This window comes from Luteimonas sp. RIT-PG2_3, from assembly GCF_054902115.1.
The window spans coordinates 88,576-107,350 of record NZ_JBUBPF010000003.1; the positions used below are offsets into that span (position 1 = coordinate 88,576).

General features: G+C 69.3%; 14 protein-coding genes. 5 read left to right on the forward strand and 9 right to left on the reverse strand.

Features of this window, described 5'->3' with window-relative positions; translation table 11 throughout:
• The first annotated feature begins 15 nt into the window (after positions 1 to 15).
• The gene (locus ACYX7E_RS05370) at positions 16 to 816 is read left to right on the forward strand and encodes an acyltransferase (protein WP_462079542.1); all 801 of its coding nucleotides are present in this window, start codon (positions 16 to 18) and stop codon (positions 814 to 816) included.
• A 111-nt stretch (positions 817 to 927) separates the two neighbouring features.
• On the opposite strand, the gene ACYX7E_RS05375 is transcribed toward ACYX7E_RS05370, so the two are convergent.
• From ACYX7E_RS05375 to ACYX7E_RS05415, 9 genes are all read right to left on the reverse strand, one after another.
• Positions 928 to 2,163 carry a pyridoxal-dependent decarboxylase, exosortase A system-associated gene (locus ACYX7E_RS05375; RefSeq protein WP_462079543.1) on the reverse strand — a complete coding sequence of 412 codons (1,236 nt, stop codon included), beginning with the start codon at positions 2,161 to 2,163 and terminating at the stop codon, positions 928 to 930.
• Positions 2,160 to 3,377, reverse strand: a complete 1,218-nt coding sequence (locus ACYX7E_RS05380; RefSeq protein ID WP_462079544.1) for a glycosyltransferase family 4 protein — start codon at positions 3,375 to 3,377, stop codon at positions 2,160 to 2,162. Before ACYX7E_RS05380 ends, ACYX7E_RS05375 begins: the two co-directional genes overlap by 4 nt.
• Before the next feature lie 233 nt (positions 3,378 to 3,610).
• Positions 3,611 to 4,870, reverse strand: coding sequence for a GNAT family N-acetyltransferase (locus ACYX7E_RS05385; RefSeq protein WP_462079545.1), 1,260 nt, complete (start codon positions 4,868 to 4,870; stop codon positions 3,611 to 3,613).
• 1 nt (position 4,871) lies between these two features.
• Entirely contained in the window at positions 4,872 to 5,948 is a 1,077-nt protein-coding gene (locus ACYX7E_RS05390) for a GNAT family N-acetyltransferase (RefSeq protein WP_462079546.1), read from the reverse strand.
• Between the two features lie 257 nt (positions 5,949 to 6,205).
• A complete protein-coding gene (locus ACYX7E_RS05395; protein WP_462079547.1) occupies positions 6,206 to 7,246 on the reverse strand; it encodes a hypothetical protein in 1,041 nt (346 codons plus the stop codon).
• Positions 7,243 to 8,247: an NAD(+) synthase gene (gene nadE / locus ACYX7E_RS05400; protein ID WP_462079548.1), complete on the reverse strand. Its 1,005-nt coding sequence runs from the start codon at positions 8,245 to 8,247 to the stop codon at positions 7,243 to 7,245. Before nadE ends, ACYX7E_RS05395 begins: the two co-directional genes overlap by 4 nt.
• Entirely contained in the window at positions 8,244 to 9,833 is a 1,590-nt protein-coding gene (locus ACYX7E_RS05405) for a class I adenylate-forming enzyme family protein (RefSeq protein ID WP_462079549.1), read from the reverse strand. The genes nadE and ACYX7E_RS05405 overlap by 4 nt, the downstream gene beginning before the upstream one ends.
• 11 nt (positions 9,834 to 9,844) lie before the next feature.
• Positions 9,845 to 10,093, reverse strand: a complete 249-nt coding sequence (locus tag ACYX7E_RS05410; protein ID WP_462079550.1) for an acyl carrier protein — start codon at positions 10,091 to 10,093, stop codon at positions 9,845 to 9,847.
• 301 nt (positions 10,094 to 10,394) lie between these two features.
• Positions 10,395 to 11,189, reverse strand: a complete 795-nt coding sequence (locus ACYX7E_RS05415) for a 4'-phosphopantetheinyl transferase family protein (protein WP_462079551.1) — start codon at positions 11,187 to 11,189, stop codon at positions 10,395 to 10,397.
• A gap of 235 nt (positions 11,190 to 11,424) precedes the next feature.
• Between ACYX7E_RS05415 and ACYX7E_RS05420 the strand changes: the two genes are divergently transcribed.
• The 4 genes from ACYX7E_RS05420 to ACYX7E_RS05435 all read left to right on the forward strand — a co-directional run bounded on the left by ACYX7E_RS05420 (position 11,425) and on the right by ACYX7E_RS05435 (position 18,728).
• A complete protein-coding gene (locus tag ACYX7E_RS05420) occupies positions 11,425 to 12,483 on the forward strand; it encodes a GNAT family protein (protein ID WP_462079552.1) in 1,059 nt (352 codons plus the stop codon).
• Positions 12,484 to 12,772: 289 nt separating this feature from the next.
• Positions 12,773 to 17,119: an acyl carrier protein gene (locus ACYX7E_RS05425; RefSeq protein ID WP_462079553.1), complete on the forward strand. Its 4,347-nt coding sequence runs from the start codon at positions 12,773 to 12,775 to the stop codon at positions 17,117 to 17,119.
• On the forward strand, positions 17,116 to 17,895 hold the full coding sequence (locus ACYX7E_RS05430) for a serine aminopeptidase domain-containing protein (protein WP_462079554.1): 780 nt from the start codon (positions 17,116 to 17,118) through the stop codon (positions 17,893 to 17,895). The genes ACYX7E_RS05425 and ACYX7E_RS05430 overlap by 4 nt, the downstream gene beginning before the upstream one ends.
• Positions 17,892 to 18,728, forward strand: a complete 837-nt coding sequence (locus tag ACYX7E_RS05435; RefSeq protein ID WP_462079555.1) for an alpha/beta fold hydrolase — start codon at positions 17,892 to 17,894, stop codon at positions 18,726 to 18,728. The genes ACYX7E_RS05430 and ACYX7E_RS05435 overlap by 4 nt, the downstream gene beginning before the upstream one ends.
• Positions 18,729 to 18,775 lie beyond the last annotated feature (47 nt).

An 18,775-nucleotide genomic window follows, 5' to 3' on the forward strand; every position in this document is an offset into this window, starting at 1 on the left:
GAGGATTGATCCACGATGAAATGGTCCGCCTCCCTGCGCTACTGGGTCGCCAACTCGCCCCACCCGGCCGCGGCCGGCGTGCGCGCGATGCGCCGCGGCGTGCGCGGGTTCACGCTGCCGGCGCCACGGGTGCTGATCCGTCCGTACCTGTGGCTGTATGTCGGCCTTCGCGAAGTGATCTTCTTCCTGCGCCGCACGCTGATCGCCGAGCCTTTGTTCAAGGCCTACTGCACGCGCTTCGGCAAGGGCGTCACCACCGGCATCTACGTGCCCTGGGTGCAGGGCCGCGGTGACCTGATCGTCGGCGACCATGTTCGCATCAGCGGAAAGCTCAACATCACCTTCGCCGCGCGCTTCGTCGAGCGTCCGCTGCTGGTCATCGGCGACCATTCCGACATCGCCCACGACAGCCGCTTCGTGGTCGGCAAGGAAATCCGCATCGGTTCGCATGTCGAGGTCGCGGGCTCCGTGGTCTTCCGCGATTCCGGTGGCCATCCCGCCGACCCCGCCCTGCGTGCGGCGGGCGCCCCGCCCGATGCCGCCGACGTCAAGCCGATCATCGTGCACGACAACGTCTGGATCGGCTCCAACGTGCTGGTGATGCCCGGCACCGAGATCGGCGAAGGCAGTATCGTCTCCGCGCATTCGGTGGTGTCCGGCATCGTCGCGCCGTATACCGTGGTGGCCGGCAATCCGGCACGCCGGATCAGCACGCTGACCCCGCCACCCGGCCGCGAGCACCTGGTGGTCAGCAAGCCCAAACCGTCGGCGCCGGTCGCGCCCGAGGCCGCCGCCGACAGCACGCCGGCGGCGTAACGCCTGCAGCAGCGGTCGCGGCCGCAATGGCGTCAGGTCTTCAGCAGCGGTCTAGACCGCAAACGACTGCGCCCGCCGAAGCGGGCGCATGCTGACACATACTGGTCTGGCTCAGACCAGCGCTTCAACCGCGTCGGGGTGGCTCAGGAAGGCGCGCGGACTGGCACTGCGTCCGTAGGCGCCGGACTGGAACACCGCGACCAGGTCGCCCGGCTGCGCGGCATCGAGCTCCATGCGGTCCGCCAGCAGGTCCAGCGGCGTGCACAGCGGCCCGACCACGTTCGCGGTTTCGCGACCGGCCGCGGCGCGGCCATTGACCGCGACCGGATAGTTCTTGCGCAGCACCTGGCCGAAGTTGCCGGTCGCCGCCAGGTGGTGGTGCATGCCACCGTCGACGACCAGGAACACCTGCCCGCGAGAGACCTTGCGGTCGATCACGCGTGACACGTAGATGCCGGCTTCGCCCACCAGGTAACGGCCCAGTTCGATGACCAGGCGCGCATCCGGCCAGTCGCCGTCGACACGCTCGGACAGCGTGGCCAGGTTGTCGATGATCGGCGCCAGGTCCAGCGTGGCTTCGCCCGGCGTATACGGGATGCCGAAGCCTCCGCCCAGGTTCAGGCTGCGGATCGGTGCCGGCAGCATGTCCTGCCATTCGCGCGCCTGCTCGTAGCACTTGGTCTGCGCTTCGACGATCGCGGCATGGCGCAGGTTCTGCGAACCGGCGAACATGTGGAAGCCTTCGAACGCGAGGCCGGCGGCAGAGATGTCGCGCAGCATGTCGGGCACGCGTTCGGCGTCGATGCCGAACTGGCGCGCGCCGCCGCTCATCTTCATGCCCGAGGCCTTGAGCTCGAACGGCAGGTTGACGCGCACGGCCACGCGCGCGGCCACGCCGCTGCGCTCGCTGGCACGCGCCAGCACGCCGATCTCGCGGAACGATTCCAGGTTGACCAGGATGCCGGCGGCATGCGCCTGCTCGAGTTCGCGATCCGACTTGCCGGGTCCGGCGAAGCTGATGTGCTCGCTGGACATGCCCGAATCGAGCGCGACCCGCAGCTCGCCGGCCGAGGCGACGTCGATGCCGTCGACCAGGCCCGCCATGTGGCAGACCAGCGCCGGCATCGGGTTGGCCTTCATCGCGTAATGCAGCAGGACCTTGTCGGGCAGGATGGCGCGCAGGCCGCGCGCGCGCGCGGTCAGGCGGGCGCGGTCGTAGACGTAGCACGGCGTGCTGCCGATCGCATCGACCACCTGCGACAGGCGCTTGCCGCCCACCAGCAGTTCGCCGGCCTCATCCGCCGGCCACGGCACGGTCAACTGGAAGGGATTGGCGTGCTCACTCAAGACCGCGACTCCTGCAGGGATTGTTGGAACGCCACCAGTTCCATGATGTTGTTGCGCCACTGGCGGTGGTCGGTGACGTAGCGACGGGCATTGTGCCCCACGCGCGCCAGTTCGGCCGAATCGCGGCTGCGTGCGACCACCTGGTCGACCGCGGCATCGAGGTCGCCGGCCTTGAACATCCAGCCGGTCTCGCCCTCGACGACCACTTCCTGGATCGGCTCGAAATCCGGCGCGATCGGCGGCACGGCGCAGGCCATGAACTCGAACAGCTTGACCGGTGAGGTGTAGTCGCCCGCGCTCGGCAGGATCGCCATGTCCATCGCCGCCAGCAGGCCGGGGACGGCATCATGGCCGACGCGGCCGGTCATGACGACCTGGCGCGACAGCCCGCGCTCCTCGACGAAGGCCTGCAGCGCCGGGAAGGTCGCGCCATCGCCCACCAGCAACAGTTTCAGGTGCGGGGCATCGGCCAGGCGATCGGCGATGTGGTGCACGAAGCCGTCGATCGCATGCCAGGGCACGAACGCACCGAGGTAACCGCAGACCACCGAGCCCTCGAGGCCGAAGCGCTGGCGGGCGTCGTCGCGCTGCTTCTGGGTGAAGGTGAACTTGTCGATATTGGCGGCGTTGGGCGTGATCAGCGTCGGCGCCAGCGTGCCGTGCGCGGCCCTGGCGCGGTCGCGGAACACCGTGGACACGAACACCAGGCCATCGGCCTTGCGATAGGTCCAGCCCTCGATCGCCATCGCGATGCGCTGGAAGAACAGCGGGCGCACGCGGTACACGGTGGCCGAGTCGTTGACCTCGAGGATCAGCGGGATCTTCTTCATCCGCGCGATCCAGATCGGCGCGAACATGAACAACGAATAGCGCTCGTAGATGAAGTCGACGTCGGGATTCTTGGCCAGGTAGCGCCAGATGCGCCAGCCGGCGACGGCGTTGTAGGCCATCTCGGCCAGTTCGAACAGCGGCTCGGGCAGTTTGGCGATCAGTCCCATCCATGGACGCGCCTGTTTGGTCGGCGACATCGCCTTGGGCGAGGAATACGGATCGGCGCCCGGCAGCGAGATGATGTCGACATGCACGCCCTCGGCCCGCAGCGCATCGGTGATGCCGCGGATATGCACGCCTTCGACGGCCTTGCCCTGGGTACGGTGGTGATAGAGGACCTTGCGTACGGAAATGTTGCCCAACATGTAGATCGCCCCTGTCATCGAACAGGCGCGGCCTGCCGAATGGTTCTGCCAGCACATCGATCCATGCGGCATGCATGGACGGCTGGACGGTCGATACTCAAACGGGATTCGTGGCGCGGGACGGCCATCGGATGGCGGACCAGGCGGTGCGCTGCTGCGTCGGGAGGCAAGGCGGCGGTGCCTCAGGATCGCCGGATCGACGGCAATGAGAGAGCGGGGTCTGTTCGAAGCACCGCGGACGCTGGCCCGCGCTACAGGCCAGCGATCGGAGCGATGACGTCCAGGGCCTGCGCCAGCGGGATGCCGAAGCTCCTGCCGGCCACGCTGAAGGCCAGCCGTTCCAGGCGCGGGCCACGTCCGCCCGGACGCACGTCGACCCAGTGCAGCGTCCGCGCCGACGTGCCCAGTCGACGCTTGTAGTCCTGTTCCCCGGCCAGGAAGTCGTAGCTGTCCCAGCCTGCCGCCAGCGCATGCTCGATCGCACACAGGTGCGCCATTAGCCCGGGGCGGTCGTTCCTGGGCAGCAGGCCGTAGCACAGGCCGCTGTTGTAGTAGTACAGGCGGTTGTGCCAGGCCAGGTTGTACAGATAGCCGATCAGCAGCGGCCCGGTGCTGACGCGGACCAGTTGCACCAGGCCCGAGCGGATGCCGGCGTCCATCAGCGCTTCGTGGAAGCGGCAGAAGTACGGGCTGGCGAATGCACCTGCCCTGCCCTTCGACATCCAGTGCGCCTGGTGCAGGCCGCGCAGGTCGTCGAGCCATGCGCGGGCGGTGGCCGGATCGGGCGCGATGTCGACGCGCAGCGCCCCGAATGCCTCGTAGCCGCGCCGCGTCTGGTTCAGGGCCGCGCGCATGTTGCGGCTGCGCGACGACAGGTAGGTCGCACCGGAGCGGCGCAGGTCGGCCAGGTCGACCAGGTAGGAGTGCCGGCATTCGATGCTGTAGGCCTGCAGCGGTGGCGTGATCACATCGCGGATCTCGGCGGCATCTGCCGTCGCGCTGATGCGCAGCCGCCGCCAGCCACGGCGATCACGCGCGATGGTGTCGAACAGCGCGACGTAGCCGATCGCCTGTGCGCCGGCACGCGACAGCAGACCGACGTATTCCACGGTGATCTCGTCGAGATCGGGATCGGCGGTCTCCTGCATCAGCAGCGACTGGCGCCCGAACAGCCGTCGCAGTCCGTGTTCGGGCACTTCGACCAGCAGGCCCAGCGCGACCAGGCCATCGCGGTCCTCGGCCCGGAAGACGATCGGCCGGATCGCCGCGGGCAAGGTGTGCAGCCAGGTCGAGATCCAGATCCAGCTCAGGAACGGGGAACCGTCGGCGATGGCCTCGAGTTGCGCCCAGTCCGCGGCAAGCGCGGGATAGTCCGCGACCGCAACCAGTTGCCCCTGCACGCCGGTCGACCGGGCGACGGCCTGCCGCTGCGCGCCGCCGTGCCGGGCCAACACGCCGTCCAGCGACGCGTTGGGGGATGCATTGCGATCGGCGTGCGGCGTCGAGGCCATGTCATCCGTCCCGGTCGAGGTTGGTCAGGTGCAGGTCTTCGATGCCGGCGTCGCGCGGGAACGCTGCGAACACCGTCTGCCGTTCGCGCTCGACGAAACCGGCACGGATCCACGACGCGTCGCGCCCTGCCGTGCCGGCGAACTCCAGGCTGATCGCGGCGTAGCCGTCGCGCCGCGCCTGCCGCGACAGCGCATCGATGAACGCCAGCGGCATCGCCTGCTGCGCGCCGCGCGCCCAGAAGTCCTCGACGTTGAGGATGTGCGGCCATTGCGGATCGACGCTGCAGGCGAACCACGCCAGCAACGCGCCACCGTCGGCGTCGCGCAGGCACAGGTAGCGGATGTCGCCGGCCGTCGACGGATCGAACCGCCATGCCAGCATCCTGCCGTCGCGCACGCTGGTCAGCCCGCGCTGCGGACGGGTGCTGTTCCACAGGGTGTCGAAGTCGCGCTCGAGGCTTGTGCCAGTGGCGATGTCGCGCAGCCAGCGCGCCTCCAGCGCACGCCCGCTGAGGCGGCGCCAGCACTCGGGCAGGCTGCCCACCACATCCAGACAACGGCCTGCGGGAGCGGCCAGCAGCGTGGGCAACCGGCGCTTGAGATAGTGCGCATGGCGCAGCAGCTTGACCCTGCGCACCAGGTCGGTCAGGGGCTGCAGGCCGGCGCGCTTGAGCACGGCACCGGCACCGGGACTGTTGCGCGGGATGCCGATCACGACCTCGCAGTCTTCACGCGCCTGCGCCAGCAGGTGGCCCAGCAGAGTCAGTGCGGGGCCCAGCGAGCGATGCTCGGGGCTGACCGCGAAATGCGCGAGGATGCCGGCACGGATCTCGCGGCCGTCGCGGAGCATGCGCCGCGGCGCGATCGCAGCGACGCCGACGACGTCGTCGGTGGGCGCATGCACCACGAAACGCAGGATCGGCGGTCCCTGCGGCGACCGCAGGCACAGCGCGTCATAGCGCGCATCCAGCGCGGATTCCGGGCCGAGCGAGATGCGCCAGACCGCCTTGGCCGCGGCTCTCGCGGCCTCGCTGCCCGCCTGTCCATCCGGATAGTTCCTGATGGTGTACGTCGACATCCACGCGCCTCCCTCATCGAGGAAGAGCCATCCCGCGTTGCGTGCCATCGCCCGCCGGCCCCTGCTGGCGTCCCGCTGCCCGTCCCGCAGGACGCGCCATGCCTGTCGTCGGCAACGGTCGTCAGCGGCCGATGCGGGACGGCCGGCATGGACCGGCCCATGTCTTCAAGCACGGCGGCGGCGGATGCAAGCGGCCACGGATCGCGCACCAGCCGACGGCCGGTCGAGCCATGCGCGACCCGGGGGCCATCGACGGGCTATTCGTCCTCGTCGGCAGCGGTCAGGTGCCACTGCCCCAGGTCGCGCTCGACGCCGTCGAGGAAGCGCCCGTACACCGGCCTGCGCCCGCGCTCGACGAAGCCGGCCGCCAGCCAGCCCGCAAGCTTGTCCGGTGCGGCCGCATATTCCATCGACACCGCGACATGGCCAGCCCGGCGCGCGTTGGTCACCAGCGCATCCACGTAGCCGTATCCGAGCCCGGTGCGGGCGTCGTCGGCCCAGAAGTCGCGCACATGCAGCACCTTGCCCTGCACCTGGCAGGCGAACCATGCGCACAGTTGCCCGTCGGCCGGATCGGTCAGCAGCAGGTAGCGCGTCCGTTCCAGCGGCGAATCGTCGAAACGCCAGCGCGCGAACGCCTGGTCATGTACCGCGACCAGGCCATCGGCCTCGCCACTGCGTGCCCACAGCGCATCGAAGCGCGCATCGGCGTGGTCGCTCCATTGCGCCTGAAGGCGTCGGGCACCAAGACGCTTCCAGCCGTCGAGCACGCGCCGGCCGATATCGAGCACGACGCCGGCCGGCGCGGTCAGCACCGACGGCAGGCGATCGCCGAGGTAACCCGAATGCCGGATCACCCGCGCGTAGCGGACGATGTCGCCGAGATGACGATAGCCCGAGCGCTTGAACGCCGGCACGGCCTTCTGGTTCGGAAAACCGTACAGCAGGTCGAAATGCGTGGCGCCATCCTGCAGCAGGCTGCCCTGCAGCATCAGCGCCGGACCCAGCGCGCGGTGTTCGGCGACGACCGCCAGATCGACCAGCACGCCGGCACGCAGCGCCTGCCCGTTCCAGCGCATCGGGCGACGGGCCGCGGTCGCCACGCCCACCGGCAACGCCTGCTCGCCATGGCGCAGCACCCGCACCACCGGCTCGCCGAACGGGCAGCCGAGATAGAACCAGTCGAATTTGGCGCGCATGCGGTCGTCGCGACCGAGATTGCCGCGCCAGATCGCGATCAGTGCATCGCGGTCGCGCGCGGCTTCGCCGGGCTCGACGCGATACGCAGGCGCAGTCACTCGAGGTCGTCCAGCTCCGCGACCTCGCCGACCAGCACCGGCGGCAGGTGCATGTAACGCGTGGTCCGGCGCTTGTTGCGGATGTCGTCATAGACCGCGTTGGCCTGGGCCACGCTGATGTCGAGCGCCGGCGCCAGTTCCTCGGCCGTGCGGCCGTGATTCAGCGCCCACAGCGCCAGGTCCATCGAGCGGTAGGGCAACGCGAAGTAGAACTCGTCCTGGCCCTGCTCGAGGCTGTAGGTGTCGGTGGTCGGCACTGCCGCACACACGCGCTCGGGCAGGCCGAGGAACCGCGCCATGCCGTAGACCTGCGACTTGTACAGGTGCGCGATCGGCTTGACGTCGGCCGAGCCATCGCCGTTCTTGACGAAGAAGCCCTGGTCGTATTCCAGCCGGTTCGGCGTGCCCACGACCGCATAGTTCAGGCGATCGGCGTGGTAGTACTCCAGCGTCTTGCGGATGCGCTGCTTGAAGTTGGTCGCCGCGACGATCTGCAGGTACTCCGACAGGCCCAGCGGCTTGTCGTGCTGCCCGCCATCGGGGTCCACCGCAACGATGCGGAACTGGTTGATGCGACCCTCGACACCGCCATCGATGACAATCTTGAAGCGCCAGCCCTCGCCGTACTCCGGCAGGGCGCGGCGCACCGCGGCATCGCGCTCGGCATAGCAGCCGATCGCCGCCAGCGCCGGCGCGATGTCCACCGTCTGCACGCGCACGCCCAGGTGCTCGGCCAGGATCGTCGCGCGCACCGCGCTGTCGTCGGAGGAATCGCGCTCGGGCAGGATCAACGCATAGACGCGCTCGGGGCCCAACGCACGCACCGCCAGCGCGATGCTGCAGGAGGAATCGATGCCTCCCGAAATCGCGACCACCAGGCCACGCCGATGCAGTTGCCGCGCGGTGATCGCGCGCAGGCGTTCACCGATGCGGTCCGCTTCGGCGGCGTAATCCAGATCCAGGACATCAAACGACAACACTTCGGGGACGAGCACGCTCACGAGGCCTCCTGCAAGGCAGCCGGGGCAATCAACAAGGCACGCCGGATCTTGCCCGACGCGGTTTTGGGCAGCGACGAGACGAACTCGACCTGCCGTGGAATCTTGTAGCTGGCGAGCCGTTGCCGGCAATGCGCGCGGATGCGGTCGGCATCCTGCGACGCGCCTGCGGCCAGCACGACGACGACCTTGATCGCCTGCCCCAGCGTGGCATCGTCGATGCCGACCGCCGCGACCTCGACGACGCCCGGCAGTTCCGCCACGGCTTCCTCGATGTCCAGCGGATGCACGCGATGGGCACCGGTCTTGATCATGTCGCTGCGGCGGCCGGCCAGGAACAGGTAGCCCTCGGCATCCAGCAGGCCCATATCGCCGGTCCGCAGCCAGCCGTCGCGCAGCACCTCGGCGGTCGCCGCTGGGTCCTGCCAGTACCCGGCCATCACGTTGTCGCCGCGCACCCACAGCTCGCCGGGCTGTCCGGCGGCCAGCGGCTGGCCGTGGTCGTCGCGGATCTGCAACTGCACGCCGGGGATCGCCATGCCGGCGGAGCCGGGCTTGTCGTCGAGGCGCTCGGGCGGCAGCCAGGCCAATCGCGCCGTGGCTTCGGTCTGCCCGTACATGACGATCAGGCGCGCTTGCGGCAGCGCCTCGCGCAGCCTGCGCGTCAACGCCTGCGGCATCGCGCCGCCGGCCTGGGTGACGTAGCGCAATGCCGCGAGATCGTGCTCGGCCAGGGCGACGCGATCGAGCAGCAAGGCGTAGGTCGACGGCACGCCGGCGAACCCACTGACGCGTTCGCGCGCCATCGACTCGACGATCAGGTGCGGGAACACCAGGTTCTGCTCGATGACCAGGCGCGCACCCACGGCCAGGTGCGTATGCAGCACCGAGGCGCCATACGAGTAATAGAACGGCAGGATCGTCAGGATGCTGTCGTCGGCGCGCAGCGCCAGGTACTGGACGATCGCATCGACATTGGCCGAGAAATTCGCGTGGATTAGCGTCACGCCCTTGGGCGCGCCGGTGGTCCCGGAGGTGTACAGGATGGCTGCGACAGCATCGGGAGCCGCAGTTGCAGGCATGCCCGCAGCGGCACCGGTCTCCGTGGCCAGCGCCGCATCCCAGGCGACCACCGCGCCCTGGCCGGCATCATCGGCACCGATGGCAGCGACAGACGGCACCGCGCCACCCGCCGCAGCCGGAGCGACCACGATCCGCAGCGGCGGCGGTGACAATGCCGGCAGCGTCGCATCGACTTCGCGGTTGCCGGCCTCGTGCACCAGCACGGCAGCGCCACTGTGGCGCAACCACGGCGCGAAATCGCGCGCGCGCGCTTGCACGTTCAACGGTACCGCCACGCAACCGGCCAGCCAGCTGCCATAGATCGCAACCACGGCTTCAAGGCAGTTGGGCAGCAGCACCGCGACCCGGTCGCCGTCACGACAGCCGGCCTGTCGCAGATGGCGGGCAAATGCCAGCGCCTGCGCGGCCAGCGCCGCGTAGTCGAGTTGGCGCGCGCCTTCGACCAGGGCGATCCGCTGCGGCGATTGCCGTGCGGTCGCCAACAGCCTGGCGGCGAGTGTCGGCATCGTCGCCAGCGTCAGGATGCGAGCTTGCGCCCGAGGAAGGCGTTGATCGTATCGATACTGTCAAAATTGGCAGGCACCATTTCTTCCGGGCTCACCTGGATGCCGCAGGCCTGCTCGAGATGCTCGATCAGCTCGAGGATGCCCGTCGAATCGATGATTCCGCCGCGGATCAGCGATGCATCGTCGGCAAGTGCCGTACCGTCCTCGGTGAACAGGAAGTTCTTGAGGATGAAGGGCTTGATCTTGTCCTTGTGGTCCATCGTATCGGTCAACCTGCGGTCTGTAGTTTGATTGAGAGCGTCCATCTGTCGTCTATGAACGCGATCCGCGGCCGGAAACGGCCGCCCCCTTGCGGTGGTGGTGCGGTGGCGTGACCGCGCCGGGAATACCCCTATCCCGCTGTCGGCGCGCGCCGGTGCCGATTGTGCCCGATTGCGTTGGCGGGATGTCGTGCCGGATGTCACGTGATGTCGCGACCGGAGGTGGCATGGACGGCACGACCGCCCGCAGCCGCGGTTGCTCAACAACGCCACAACAGCGCCCGCATGCCTGCGACCACGCTCAGTCCACCGGTGGCAGCAACGGGATCATGCGGACCTCGACGCCGAGCGGCAGCGCGACCGCACCGACCCATGCAGGAGGCGACGGCAACATCCGCAGCTGCACATGGAGCGGCTGCACCTGGACTGGCGGCACATGACCCGGCCGCACAAGAGCCGGCAGCACGACGTGCCCGTCGAGTCCGGCCGCGAAGGCCTCCATTGGATGGGTCAGGCCGACACCGGCAGCCTTCAGGCAGGCCTCCTTGCGGACCCACAACGCCAGCAATCGCTGCTGACGCCCGTCGATGCCGCCCGCATCGATCTCGGCGAGGTCCCCGGGATGGGCGATGCGATGGGCCAGGGCCACCAGGTCCACCCGCGACGGACGTACCTCGAGATCGATCCCCACCGGCGCACTCGGGCACACCGCGAACGCACTGAAGGCGCCGGCATGGCTCAGGCTGGTGGAGGCCACGCCACCCGGCAGGCGTGGACAGCCGCGGACGTCGCGTCCGATCTCCAGCGGCCACGGCGGTCGCTGCAGCCAGTGCGCGACGACCAGCCGATGCAGGGCATAGGTCAGCAGTCGCCGCTCCTGCTCATCGCGTTGTCGCAGCGTCGCGGCCCGGGCCAACTGCGCATCGTCGACGAATGCGGCTGCCGCCGAACGCCATGGCCGCCAGGCATCGATGTCGGTCCATGCGGCGAGCGCCGCCTGCGCGCGGGACGCCACAGGGGCGGCCTGCTGCAAGGCGTCGCCCACCAGCGTGGACAAGGCCTGCGCGGACCATCGCGGATCGTAGGTGGATGTCATGGCCGTCATCGCCCGCGATAGTCGCAATGCGGCTACGCAACCGCAACGTCGAGACGCAGTGCGATGGCGATGGCGACGGTGATGGCGCCATCCGCCTGCGCACGGAGGCCAACGCGATGCTGCGATCCCGTTTGACGGGCTGCGCATGACGCCGGCGATGACCGGTGCCGCATGCAGATGCCGTTCTAGCAAGGAGCATGCATGCTCCCGCCCGCCACAATGAGATCCAATGCCGATGACCGCAGGCGAACGACCGGCCTACTCGCTGGTGCAGGCCGACCCCCGCCACGATCTTGCTGCGATCCAGTCGGTCTGGCGGGGCAACTTCGGTCCCGATGCCGATCATCCGCGCAAGATCCAGCACCTCTACCTCGACGGCCCCAGCGGCCCGGCCCTGGTCCTGATACTGCGCGATGACCGCACCGGCGAGGCGGCCGGCGTCATCGGCGCGATCCCGCGCCCGATGCGATACGCCGGCACGCCGATCACCGCCGCCGTGATCTCGCATGTCGCGGTCGCGCCGCGGCATCGCACGCTGGGGCCGGTGATGAAGCTGCACGCGGAGATCTTCGCCGCCAGCAGCCGCCAGTTCGACCTGATCTACGGACACCCCAATCCCCGCAACGCGGTCGTGCTCAAGCGCGCCAAGTACCAGGAGTTGGGCCAGATCAAGCGCTACGTCAAAGTGCTGAAGTTCGGGCAGTACGCCGGGCGGGTCCTGCCGGCACCGCTGGCGCGGCTGGCTGCGCCGCTGGTGGATGCGCTGGCCGTGGGCGGCCAATGGCGGCGCCGACCCCATATCCGCGGCCTCGACACGCGCTGGAGCAGCGAACCCTTCACCGAGATCGACCAGGTCTGGCAGCAATCCGGGGGCGGCCAGCGGCTGGAGGCCATCCGCACGACCGAACTGCTGCGATGGCGCTTCCACCCCTGCATCGTCGGCCAGGTGCGCTACCTGCTGGTGTCATCGGCGCAGGGGCCGCTGGGCTGGTTCGCTTGCGAGGACAGCACCGCGATCGCAGGCCGCCTCACCCTCCTGGATTACCGTCTGATCGACATGCCGCAGCGGCACAAGGCCAACGCCATCCAGGCGCTGCTCGCGCAGGCGCATGCAGCCGGCTACAACACCGTGGAGATTCCGCTGTCGGGCCATGCCTACGGCAACGAAGGCTGGCAGGACGTGGGCTTCGTCGAACGCGGCAGCGGCCCGATCACCGGCGCCGGATTCACGCCCAAGCTCGACGGGCTGGACGCCGGACGCATCCACATGACCTACCTGGACAATGATTCCTGAGGTCGCGCTGTTTCGACTGTCGTGTTCAGGTGCCGATGCTTCCCTGCCAGGACACGATCACCGGCATGCCCGACACGCAAAAGACGTCAGCAGAACGCGGACATCGTATGATCGGGGCGTGGCTGGCATCCCGGCAGACGTTACCCTGCCAGCCGCCGAGAGGATCGACAGGGGAAGCTGAAGGGAATGACTCGGCATGGACGGCGTGCGCAGGCCCGGCACGACAGCAACGCAGCGGCATGATGTCGCGACGCACGGCTTCAGCATCAACAGGACACCAGGCATTTTCGTGAGTTCGACAGCATCCGAAGCCCAAGATCCACGCCACCCGCATGCCACCATCGGTGAGGCGATGACGCTGTCGCTTCCGCGCGACCTGCCGTTCGCGCCCTCCTCCACCTTGCAGGTGGCGCAGTCACGTCACGAGCTGTCGGCCGCCACCCTGCAGGCGCTGGCCGGATTCTGCGATACCCATCACACAACGTCGCCGCGCGTGCTGCTCGCGATCTTCGCGCTGCTGCTGCAGCGGCTGAGCGGCGAGCGCGACATCGCCATCGGACTGCGGGCACCGTGGACCCGTCCGGGACTGGCCGCCTCTGCGCCAATGCTCCGGCTGCAGGTGGATCCCGACGCCGACGTCCTTGCCCTGCTGCGGCAGGTCCCGCCCTTGCAGGCGGACGCGGCTGCCACCGATGCGCCGATGGCATCGACGCTGCAGGCCCTGTTCGGTGCGCCAGCGGCCGCAGACCGCTACGAGATCGCGCTTGCACCCGTCATCGAAGACCGTGGCGTGACCCTGCTCGCCCATTACGATGTCGCGCTGTTCGCACCTGCCACGATCGCCGGCTGGCTGGCCTCGCTGGAGGCGCTGCTGTCGCGCGCACTCTCCGCGCCCGAGCGTGCGACCGGCGCGCTGGCGATGACCTCGCCTGCACAACTGGCAGCCCTGCATGCCCTGCAGCCGGCACCGGCGCCACGCGTCCACGGCGAGCGCATCCATGACCTGATCGCGCGGCAGGCACTCGCCACGCCGGAGCGCATCGCCATCGAATACGGACCCACCGGGGCCGGCAGTGGGCAATGGCGCTACGCCGACCTCGACCGCCAGCGCCACCGCATCGCGCACCAGCTGCGCGCGCGCGGCGTCGGCCGTGGCGACCTGGTCGGGATCTGCCTCGACCGCAGCCCGACGATGGTCGCCGCACTGCTCGCCGTGCTCGAAGCCGGCGCGGGCTATGTGCCGCTCGACCCCGCCTATCCGCGCGATCGTCTGGCCTACATGGCCGAAGACGCCGACCTGCGCCTGCTGCTGGTCGAACCCGCGACCGCCGACAGCATCGACTGGCCCGCCGAGCGCACGCTGCTGCTCGGTGCTCACGCGGGCACGGACGCGGATGCCGACATGCCTCCCGGTCCGCTGGCCGAAGATGCCCGCTCGGCCGACGCGGAATCCGTCGCCTACGTGATCTACACGTCCGGCTCGACCGGCAAGCCCAAGGGCGTCAGCGTCCCGCATCGCGCGGTCGTCAACTTCCTGCAGTCGATGCAGCACACGCCCGGCCTCGGCGCGGACGATCGCCTGCTGGCCATCACCACGCTGTCATTCGACATCGCCGTGCTCGAGCTGCTGTTGCCGCTGGTGACCGGCGCGACCATCGTGCTGGCCAGTCGCGAACAGGCGATGGACGGCCGCGCGCTCGCGCAGCTGCTGCAGGCGCATGCGGTGACGATGATGCAGGCCACGCCGTCGAGCTGGCGGATGCTGCTCGACACCGGCTGGCGGCCATCGCCGGGATTCCGCGCACTGTGCGGTGGCGAAGCGTTGCCTGCCGACCTCGCGCGCCAGCTCGCCGCCAACGATGCGCAGTTGTGGAACATGTACGGCCCCACCGAAACCACGGTGTGGTCGACCTGCGAACGCATCGACGCCGATGCCGCGTGGATCTCGATCGGCACACCGATCGACAACACCACGGTGTGGATCCTCGATGCGCGGCGCCATCCCTGCCCGATCGGCGTTCCCGGCGAAATCTGGATCGGCGGCAGCGGCGTCACGCTGGGCTACCTGCACCGCGCCGACCTGACCGCGGAACGCTTCATCGAAGACCCCTTCGATGCGCGCGGCGGACGACTGCTGTACGCGACCGGCGACCTCGGCCGCTGGCGCGACGACGGCCGGCTCGAACACCTCGGCCGGCTGGACCATCAGGTCAAGGTCCGCGGCCATCGCATCGAGCTGGGCGAAATCGAATCACAATTAGCCTCGCACCCGCGGGTGCAGCGCGCCGTGGTCATCACACGCGAAGACCAGACCGGCGATGTCCGCATCGTGGCCTACCTGGTGTCGACCGACGGCGTGCAGATCGATCCCCAGGCATTGCGACAGCACCTGCGCGCCCAGTTGCCCGAGTACATGGTGCCGCAGCATTTCATCGCGCTGCCTGCGATCCCGCTGTTGCCCAACGGCAAGGTCGACCGCAAGAGCCTGCCGTCGCCGGCCCAGGCCCGCCAGGCGCTGCCGGGTGCCGCCGGACCCGCGGCGCCTTCGCAAGTACAGGCGCTGCCGCGCGACCCGATCGAAGGCAGCATCGTCGCGATCTTCGCGGCAGTGCTGGGCCATTCCGCCATCGGCATCGATGACAGCTTCTTCGCGCTGGGTGGGCACTCCCTGCTCGGTGCGCAGGTCGTCGACCGCATCAACCGCGCCTTCACGCTGGACCTGCCGGTCCGCACGATCTTCGAGGCGCCTACCGTCGCCGCGCTGGCCACCGTGGTCCGCAACGCGGACGCGCCGTCGACGCGCGTGGAGGCGCTGCCGTCGGCAACGCCCGGCCCGCATCCGCTGACGGTGATGCAGGAACGCATCTGGATCCACGAGCAGCTGCATCCGCACAGCGTCGCCTACAACATCCCGGTCGCCCTGTGCCTGCGCGGCGCACTGGATGTGGCGGCGCTGTCGTCCGCACTGGATGCGGTGCTGGCACGCCAGCCCACGCTGCGTTCGTATGCCGGCCAGCACAGCGACGGCGTGTTCCAACAGGTCGACGCGGATGCGACGACCACACCGCTGCCGATCGAAGACCTGGGCCCGATCGCGCCGGAACTGCGCGAACAGGCAGTGTCCGACCACATCCAGGCATGGTCGCGCCAGCGCCTGGACACCACGCGGGCACCGACCTCCCTGGCCCGCCTGCTGCGGCTGTCACCGCAGGAGCATGTGCTGGTCCTGATGCCGCACCATCTGTTCTGGGATGGCGGCTCGACGACGCTGCTGTGCCTGGCCTTGGCCGAGGCCTATCCGTCGATGCTGGCCGGCGCCTCCGCCGCAGCCACCACGACGAGCGATGCCGCGCCGGCGCAGTACGGCGACTATGCCGTCTGGCACCGGCAGCGGCTGTCGACGCCCTCGCATCTGCAGCGACGCCAGCGCAGGATCGATCATTGGCGGCAATGGCTGCATGCGCATGGCGCGCCGGTGCCGCTGCCCGCCGATGTCGCCCACGGCAATCAGAACAACGACGCGATCGCAGGCCCGCGCGCCGGCACGGTCTCGCTGTTCGCACTGACACCGGCACAGACCCGTGACGCGCGTGCACTGGCCGCGGGCCACGACACCACGCTGTTCGTCGTGCTGCTCGGCCTGTGCCAACTGCTACTGCAGCGCATCGGTGGCGGCGACCATCCGTTGACCGGCTCGCCGGTCCGTCTCGGCGGCCATCCCGACGCCGAAGGCACGATGGGCATGTTCACCCACCTGTTGCCGGTGTCGCTGGACATCGTGCCGGAGCGGACATTCTCCGACCTGATCGCCCAGGCGCGCACCCGCGTGCTCGACGGGCTCGATGGCGTCGAGGTCCAGCTCGACGACATCCTGCGCGAGCCCGACCTGCGCGCGTTCGCGACGCGCCACAGCCCCTACCAGGCGCAGCTGTCGTTCGAGGATGTGCGCAGCCGCCCGGCTGCCTGGGGCGCGTTGGCCGTCGAGGCCCTGCCCGCGTTGCCGGCACAGCTCACCGAAGACCTGATGCTGTGGTGGTTCGACGACGGCGAGCGCCTGCAGGGCCATCTGATGTATGACGCCGCGCGCCTGCAGCCCGCCACGGTTCAGACCTTCATCGACGGCCATGGCCGACTGCTGGCGGCCGCCGTTGCCGATCCCGGCATCACCGTCGGCGCGTTGCTGGCGGCCGCAGGCGATGCACGCAACGACAGTCCCGCAGGCCACGCCGCGATCGACGTTGCCCTCGCTGCCGACGCGCCGCCCGTGCCCGCCACGACTGCCGTCGCTGAAGGCGGGATCTCCGTGGATCGACAGCCGCCGACCACCGGGGCCGAACGCCTGGTAGCCGGCATCTGGTCGGAACTGCTGGAGATCGACGACATCGATGTCCGCGACACGTTCTTCGACCTCGGCGGGCATTCCCTGCTGGCGATGTCGATGATCGAACGCATCGAGCAGGCCACCGGCACCCGGCTCAACCTGCTGAAGGTCGCCAACGGCAACCTGCGCGTCATCGCGCTGGCCTTGCCGCGCCTGCCGGCGCAATCGGCGGCCACGCACGCTGCGGCGCCGCGCGGACTGCTGGCGCGCATGCGAGGCCTGTTCGGCCGCTCCAGCGGCGACAATACGCCATGACCGCACGCGTGCTGCCGCAGTACCTGTCCACGCCGCGCGGCCAGCTGTTCAGCGTGCTGCACCAACCCGTCGACACGCCGCGCGCCTTGCTGCTGGTGTGTCCACCGTTCTTCCACGAACATGCGCGCAGCTACCGGCTGTTCTCGCTGCTGGGCGAAGCCCTGGCCAACGCCGGTATCGCGGTACTGCGTTTCGACTACGTGGGCACCGGCGATTCCGATGGCGACGACCACCAGTTCACGCTCGACGGCGCGTGTTCGGACGCCACGATCGCAGCCGGATGGTTGCGGCAACGCTGGCCGGACGCTCCGCTGTCGATCATGGGTGTGCGTGCCGGCAGCCATCCAGCCTTGCAGGCTGGCGGCGTCGACAGTGTGCATCGCCGGCTGCTCTGGCAACCGGTGCTCGACTGGACGCAGTACGTGCTGGCGCTGGAACAGCTCGATGCGGAACAGCGCCTGACCGTGCCCGGACTGACCAAGGGCGACACCTCGACATCGCTGATGGGATTCCCGTGTACGACCCGCCTGCGCTCGCAGCTGCGCGACCACCGCCTGACGCTTCCACCGCCCGATGCATTGTCCACCTGGGTCGTGCTGTCCGGACAGGCCCCCGCACCGCCGCTGGATGCCGCCCTCTACCTGCCCCTGCCGACGGCACTGTCGCAATGGGCCGGCGAAGTCGACATGGCGCAGTTTCCGTCCAGGCCGATCCGCGACCTCGCGCCCGTGCTGGCCCCGCATCTCGTTTCCCTGCAGAGGGCCGACCGCCCATGACCACCCTGCTTCCGCTCGGTGCGGACCTGTTCGGGCTGCTGGAAATGCCGCAGGCGCAACGCGCAGGCGGGGGCAATGGCGACGGCGGGACTGCGGTCGTACTGCTGAATGCCGGCTTCATCCATCGCAGCGGTCCCTTCCGGATGAGTACGCGCCTGGCGCGGTCGGTTTCCGCCGCGGGCTATCCGGTGTTGCGCTTCGATGCGCCCGGCATCGGTGACGCGATCCCGGCCAGCGAGCAGCCCGACAACGTCGTGCTCAGCCAGGTCCTGGACCGATTGCAGGCGCAGACCGGCTGCACGCGCTTCATCGTCGGCGGGCTGTGTTCGGCGGCGGACGCCAGCTGGAAGGCCGCGCAGACCGATCCACGGATCGAGGGCCTGATCCTGCTCGACGGCGTGTCGCGGGCGCGGACCCTCGGTCGCCTGGTGCGGCTGCGCCGGCTGCTGCGCAGGTCACCCGCGCGCTGGATCGCGGCCATGCAGCGCCGCTTGCCGTCCTCGACGCCCTTCGCCGGCGGCAAGCGCATCACCGATGCCGAACTGCGCGACTGGCCAGCCGAAGGCGAAGAGCGCGCGCAGTTGCAGGCCATGCTCGATCGCGGCGTCAAGGTGTTCGCGCTGTACACCGGCGGCACGGCGTATTTCATGCATCGCTGGCAGTTCAACGCCACCTTCGGACGCGCCGCCCGCCACCCGGGCATGGCCTTCGAACACTGGCGCCAGTGCGATCACACGTTCTACCTGCCCGAGCATCGCGAGAAGCTGATCGCGCGCGTGACGGACTGGATCCAGCAGGCATTCCCGAACGACGGGCACCGCGCACGCGCCTGACCGGCGGCGGCAGCTGCGGCAACAACCGGCGGAGCGGCGCGATGGCC

Excerpts from the sequence above, each read along its gene's own strand:
- ACYX7E_RS05370 (WP_462079542.1), top strand. The coding sequence starts at position 16 with ATGAAATGGTCCGCCTCCCTGCGCTACTGGGTCGCCAACTCGCCCCAC.
- ACYX7E_RS05380 (WP_462079544.1), bottom strand. The coding sequence starts at position 3,377 with ATGACAGGGGCGATCTACATGTTGGGCAACATTTCCGTACGCAAGGTC.
- ACYX7E_RS05385 (WP_462079545.1), bottom strand. The coding sequence starts at position 4,870 with ATGGCCTCGACGCCGCACGCCGATCGCAATGCATCCCCCAACGCGTCG.
- ACYX7E_RS05390 (WP_462079546.1), bottom strand. The coding sequence starts at position 5,948 with ATGTCGACGTACACCATCAGGAACTATCCGGATGGACAGGCGGGCAGC.
- ACYX7E_RS05405 (WP_462079549.1), bottom strand. The coding sequence starts at position 9,833 with ATGCCGACACTCGCCGCCAGGCTGTTGGCGACCGCACGGCAATCGCCG.
- ACYX7E_RS05410 (WP_462079550.1), bottom strand. The coding sequence starts at position 10,093 with ATGGACCACAAGGACAAGATCAAGCCCTTCATCCTCAAGAACTTCCTG.
- ACYX7E_RS05415 (WP_462079551.1), bottom strand. The coding sequence starts at position 11,189 with ATGACATCCACCTACGATCCGCGATGGTCCGCGCAGGCCTTGTCCACG.
- ACYX7E_RS05420 (WP_462079552.1), top strand. The coding sequence starts at position 11,425 with ATGACCGCAGGCGAACGACCGGCCTACTCGCTGGTGCAGGCCGACCCC.
- ACYX7E_RS05430 (WP_462079554.1), top strand. The coding sequence starts at position 17,116 with ATGACCGCACGCGTGCTGCCGCAGTACCTGTCCACGCCGCGCGGCCAG.
- ACYX7E_RS05435 (WP_462079555.1), top strand. The coding sequence starts at position 17,892 with ATGACCACCCTGCTTCCGCTCGGTGCGGACCTGTTCGGGCTGCTGGAA.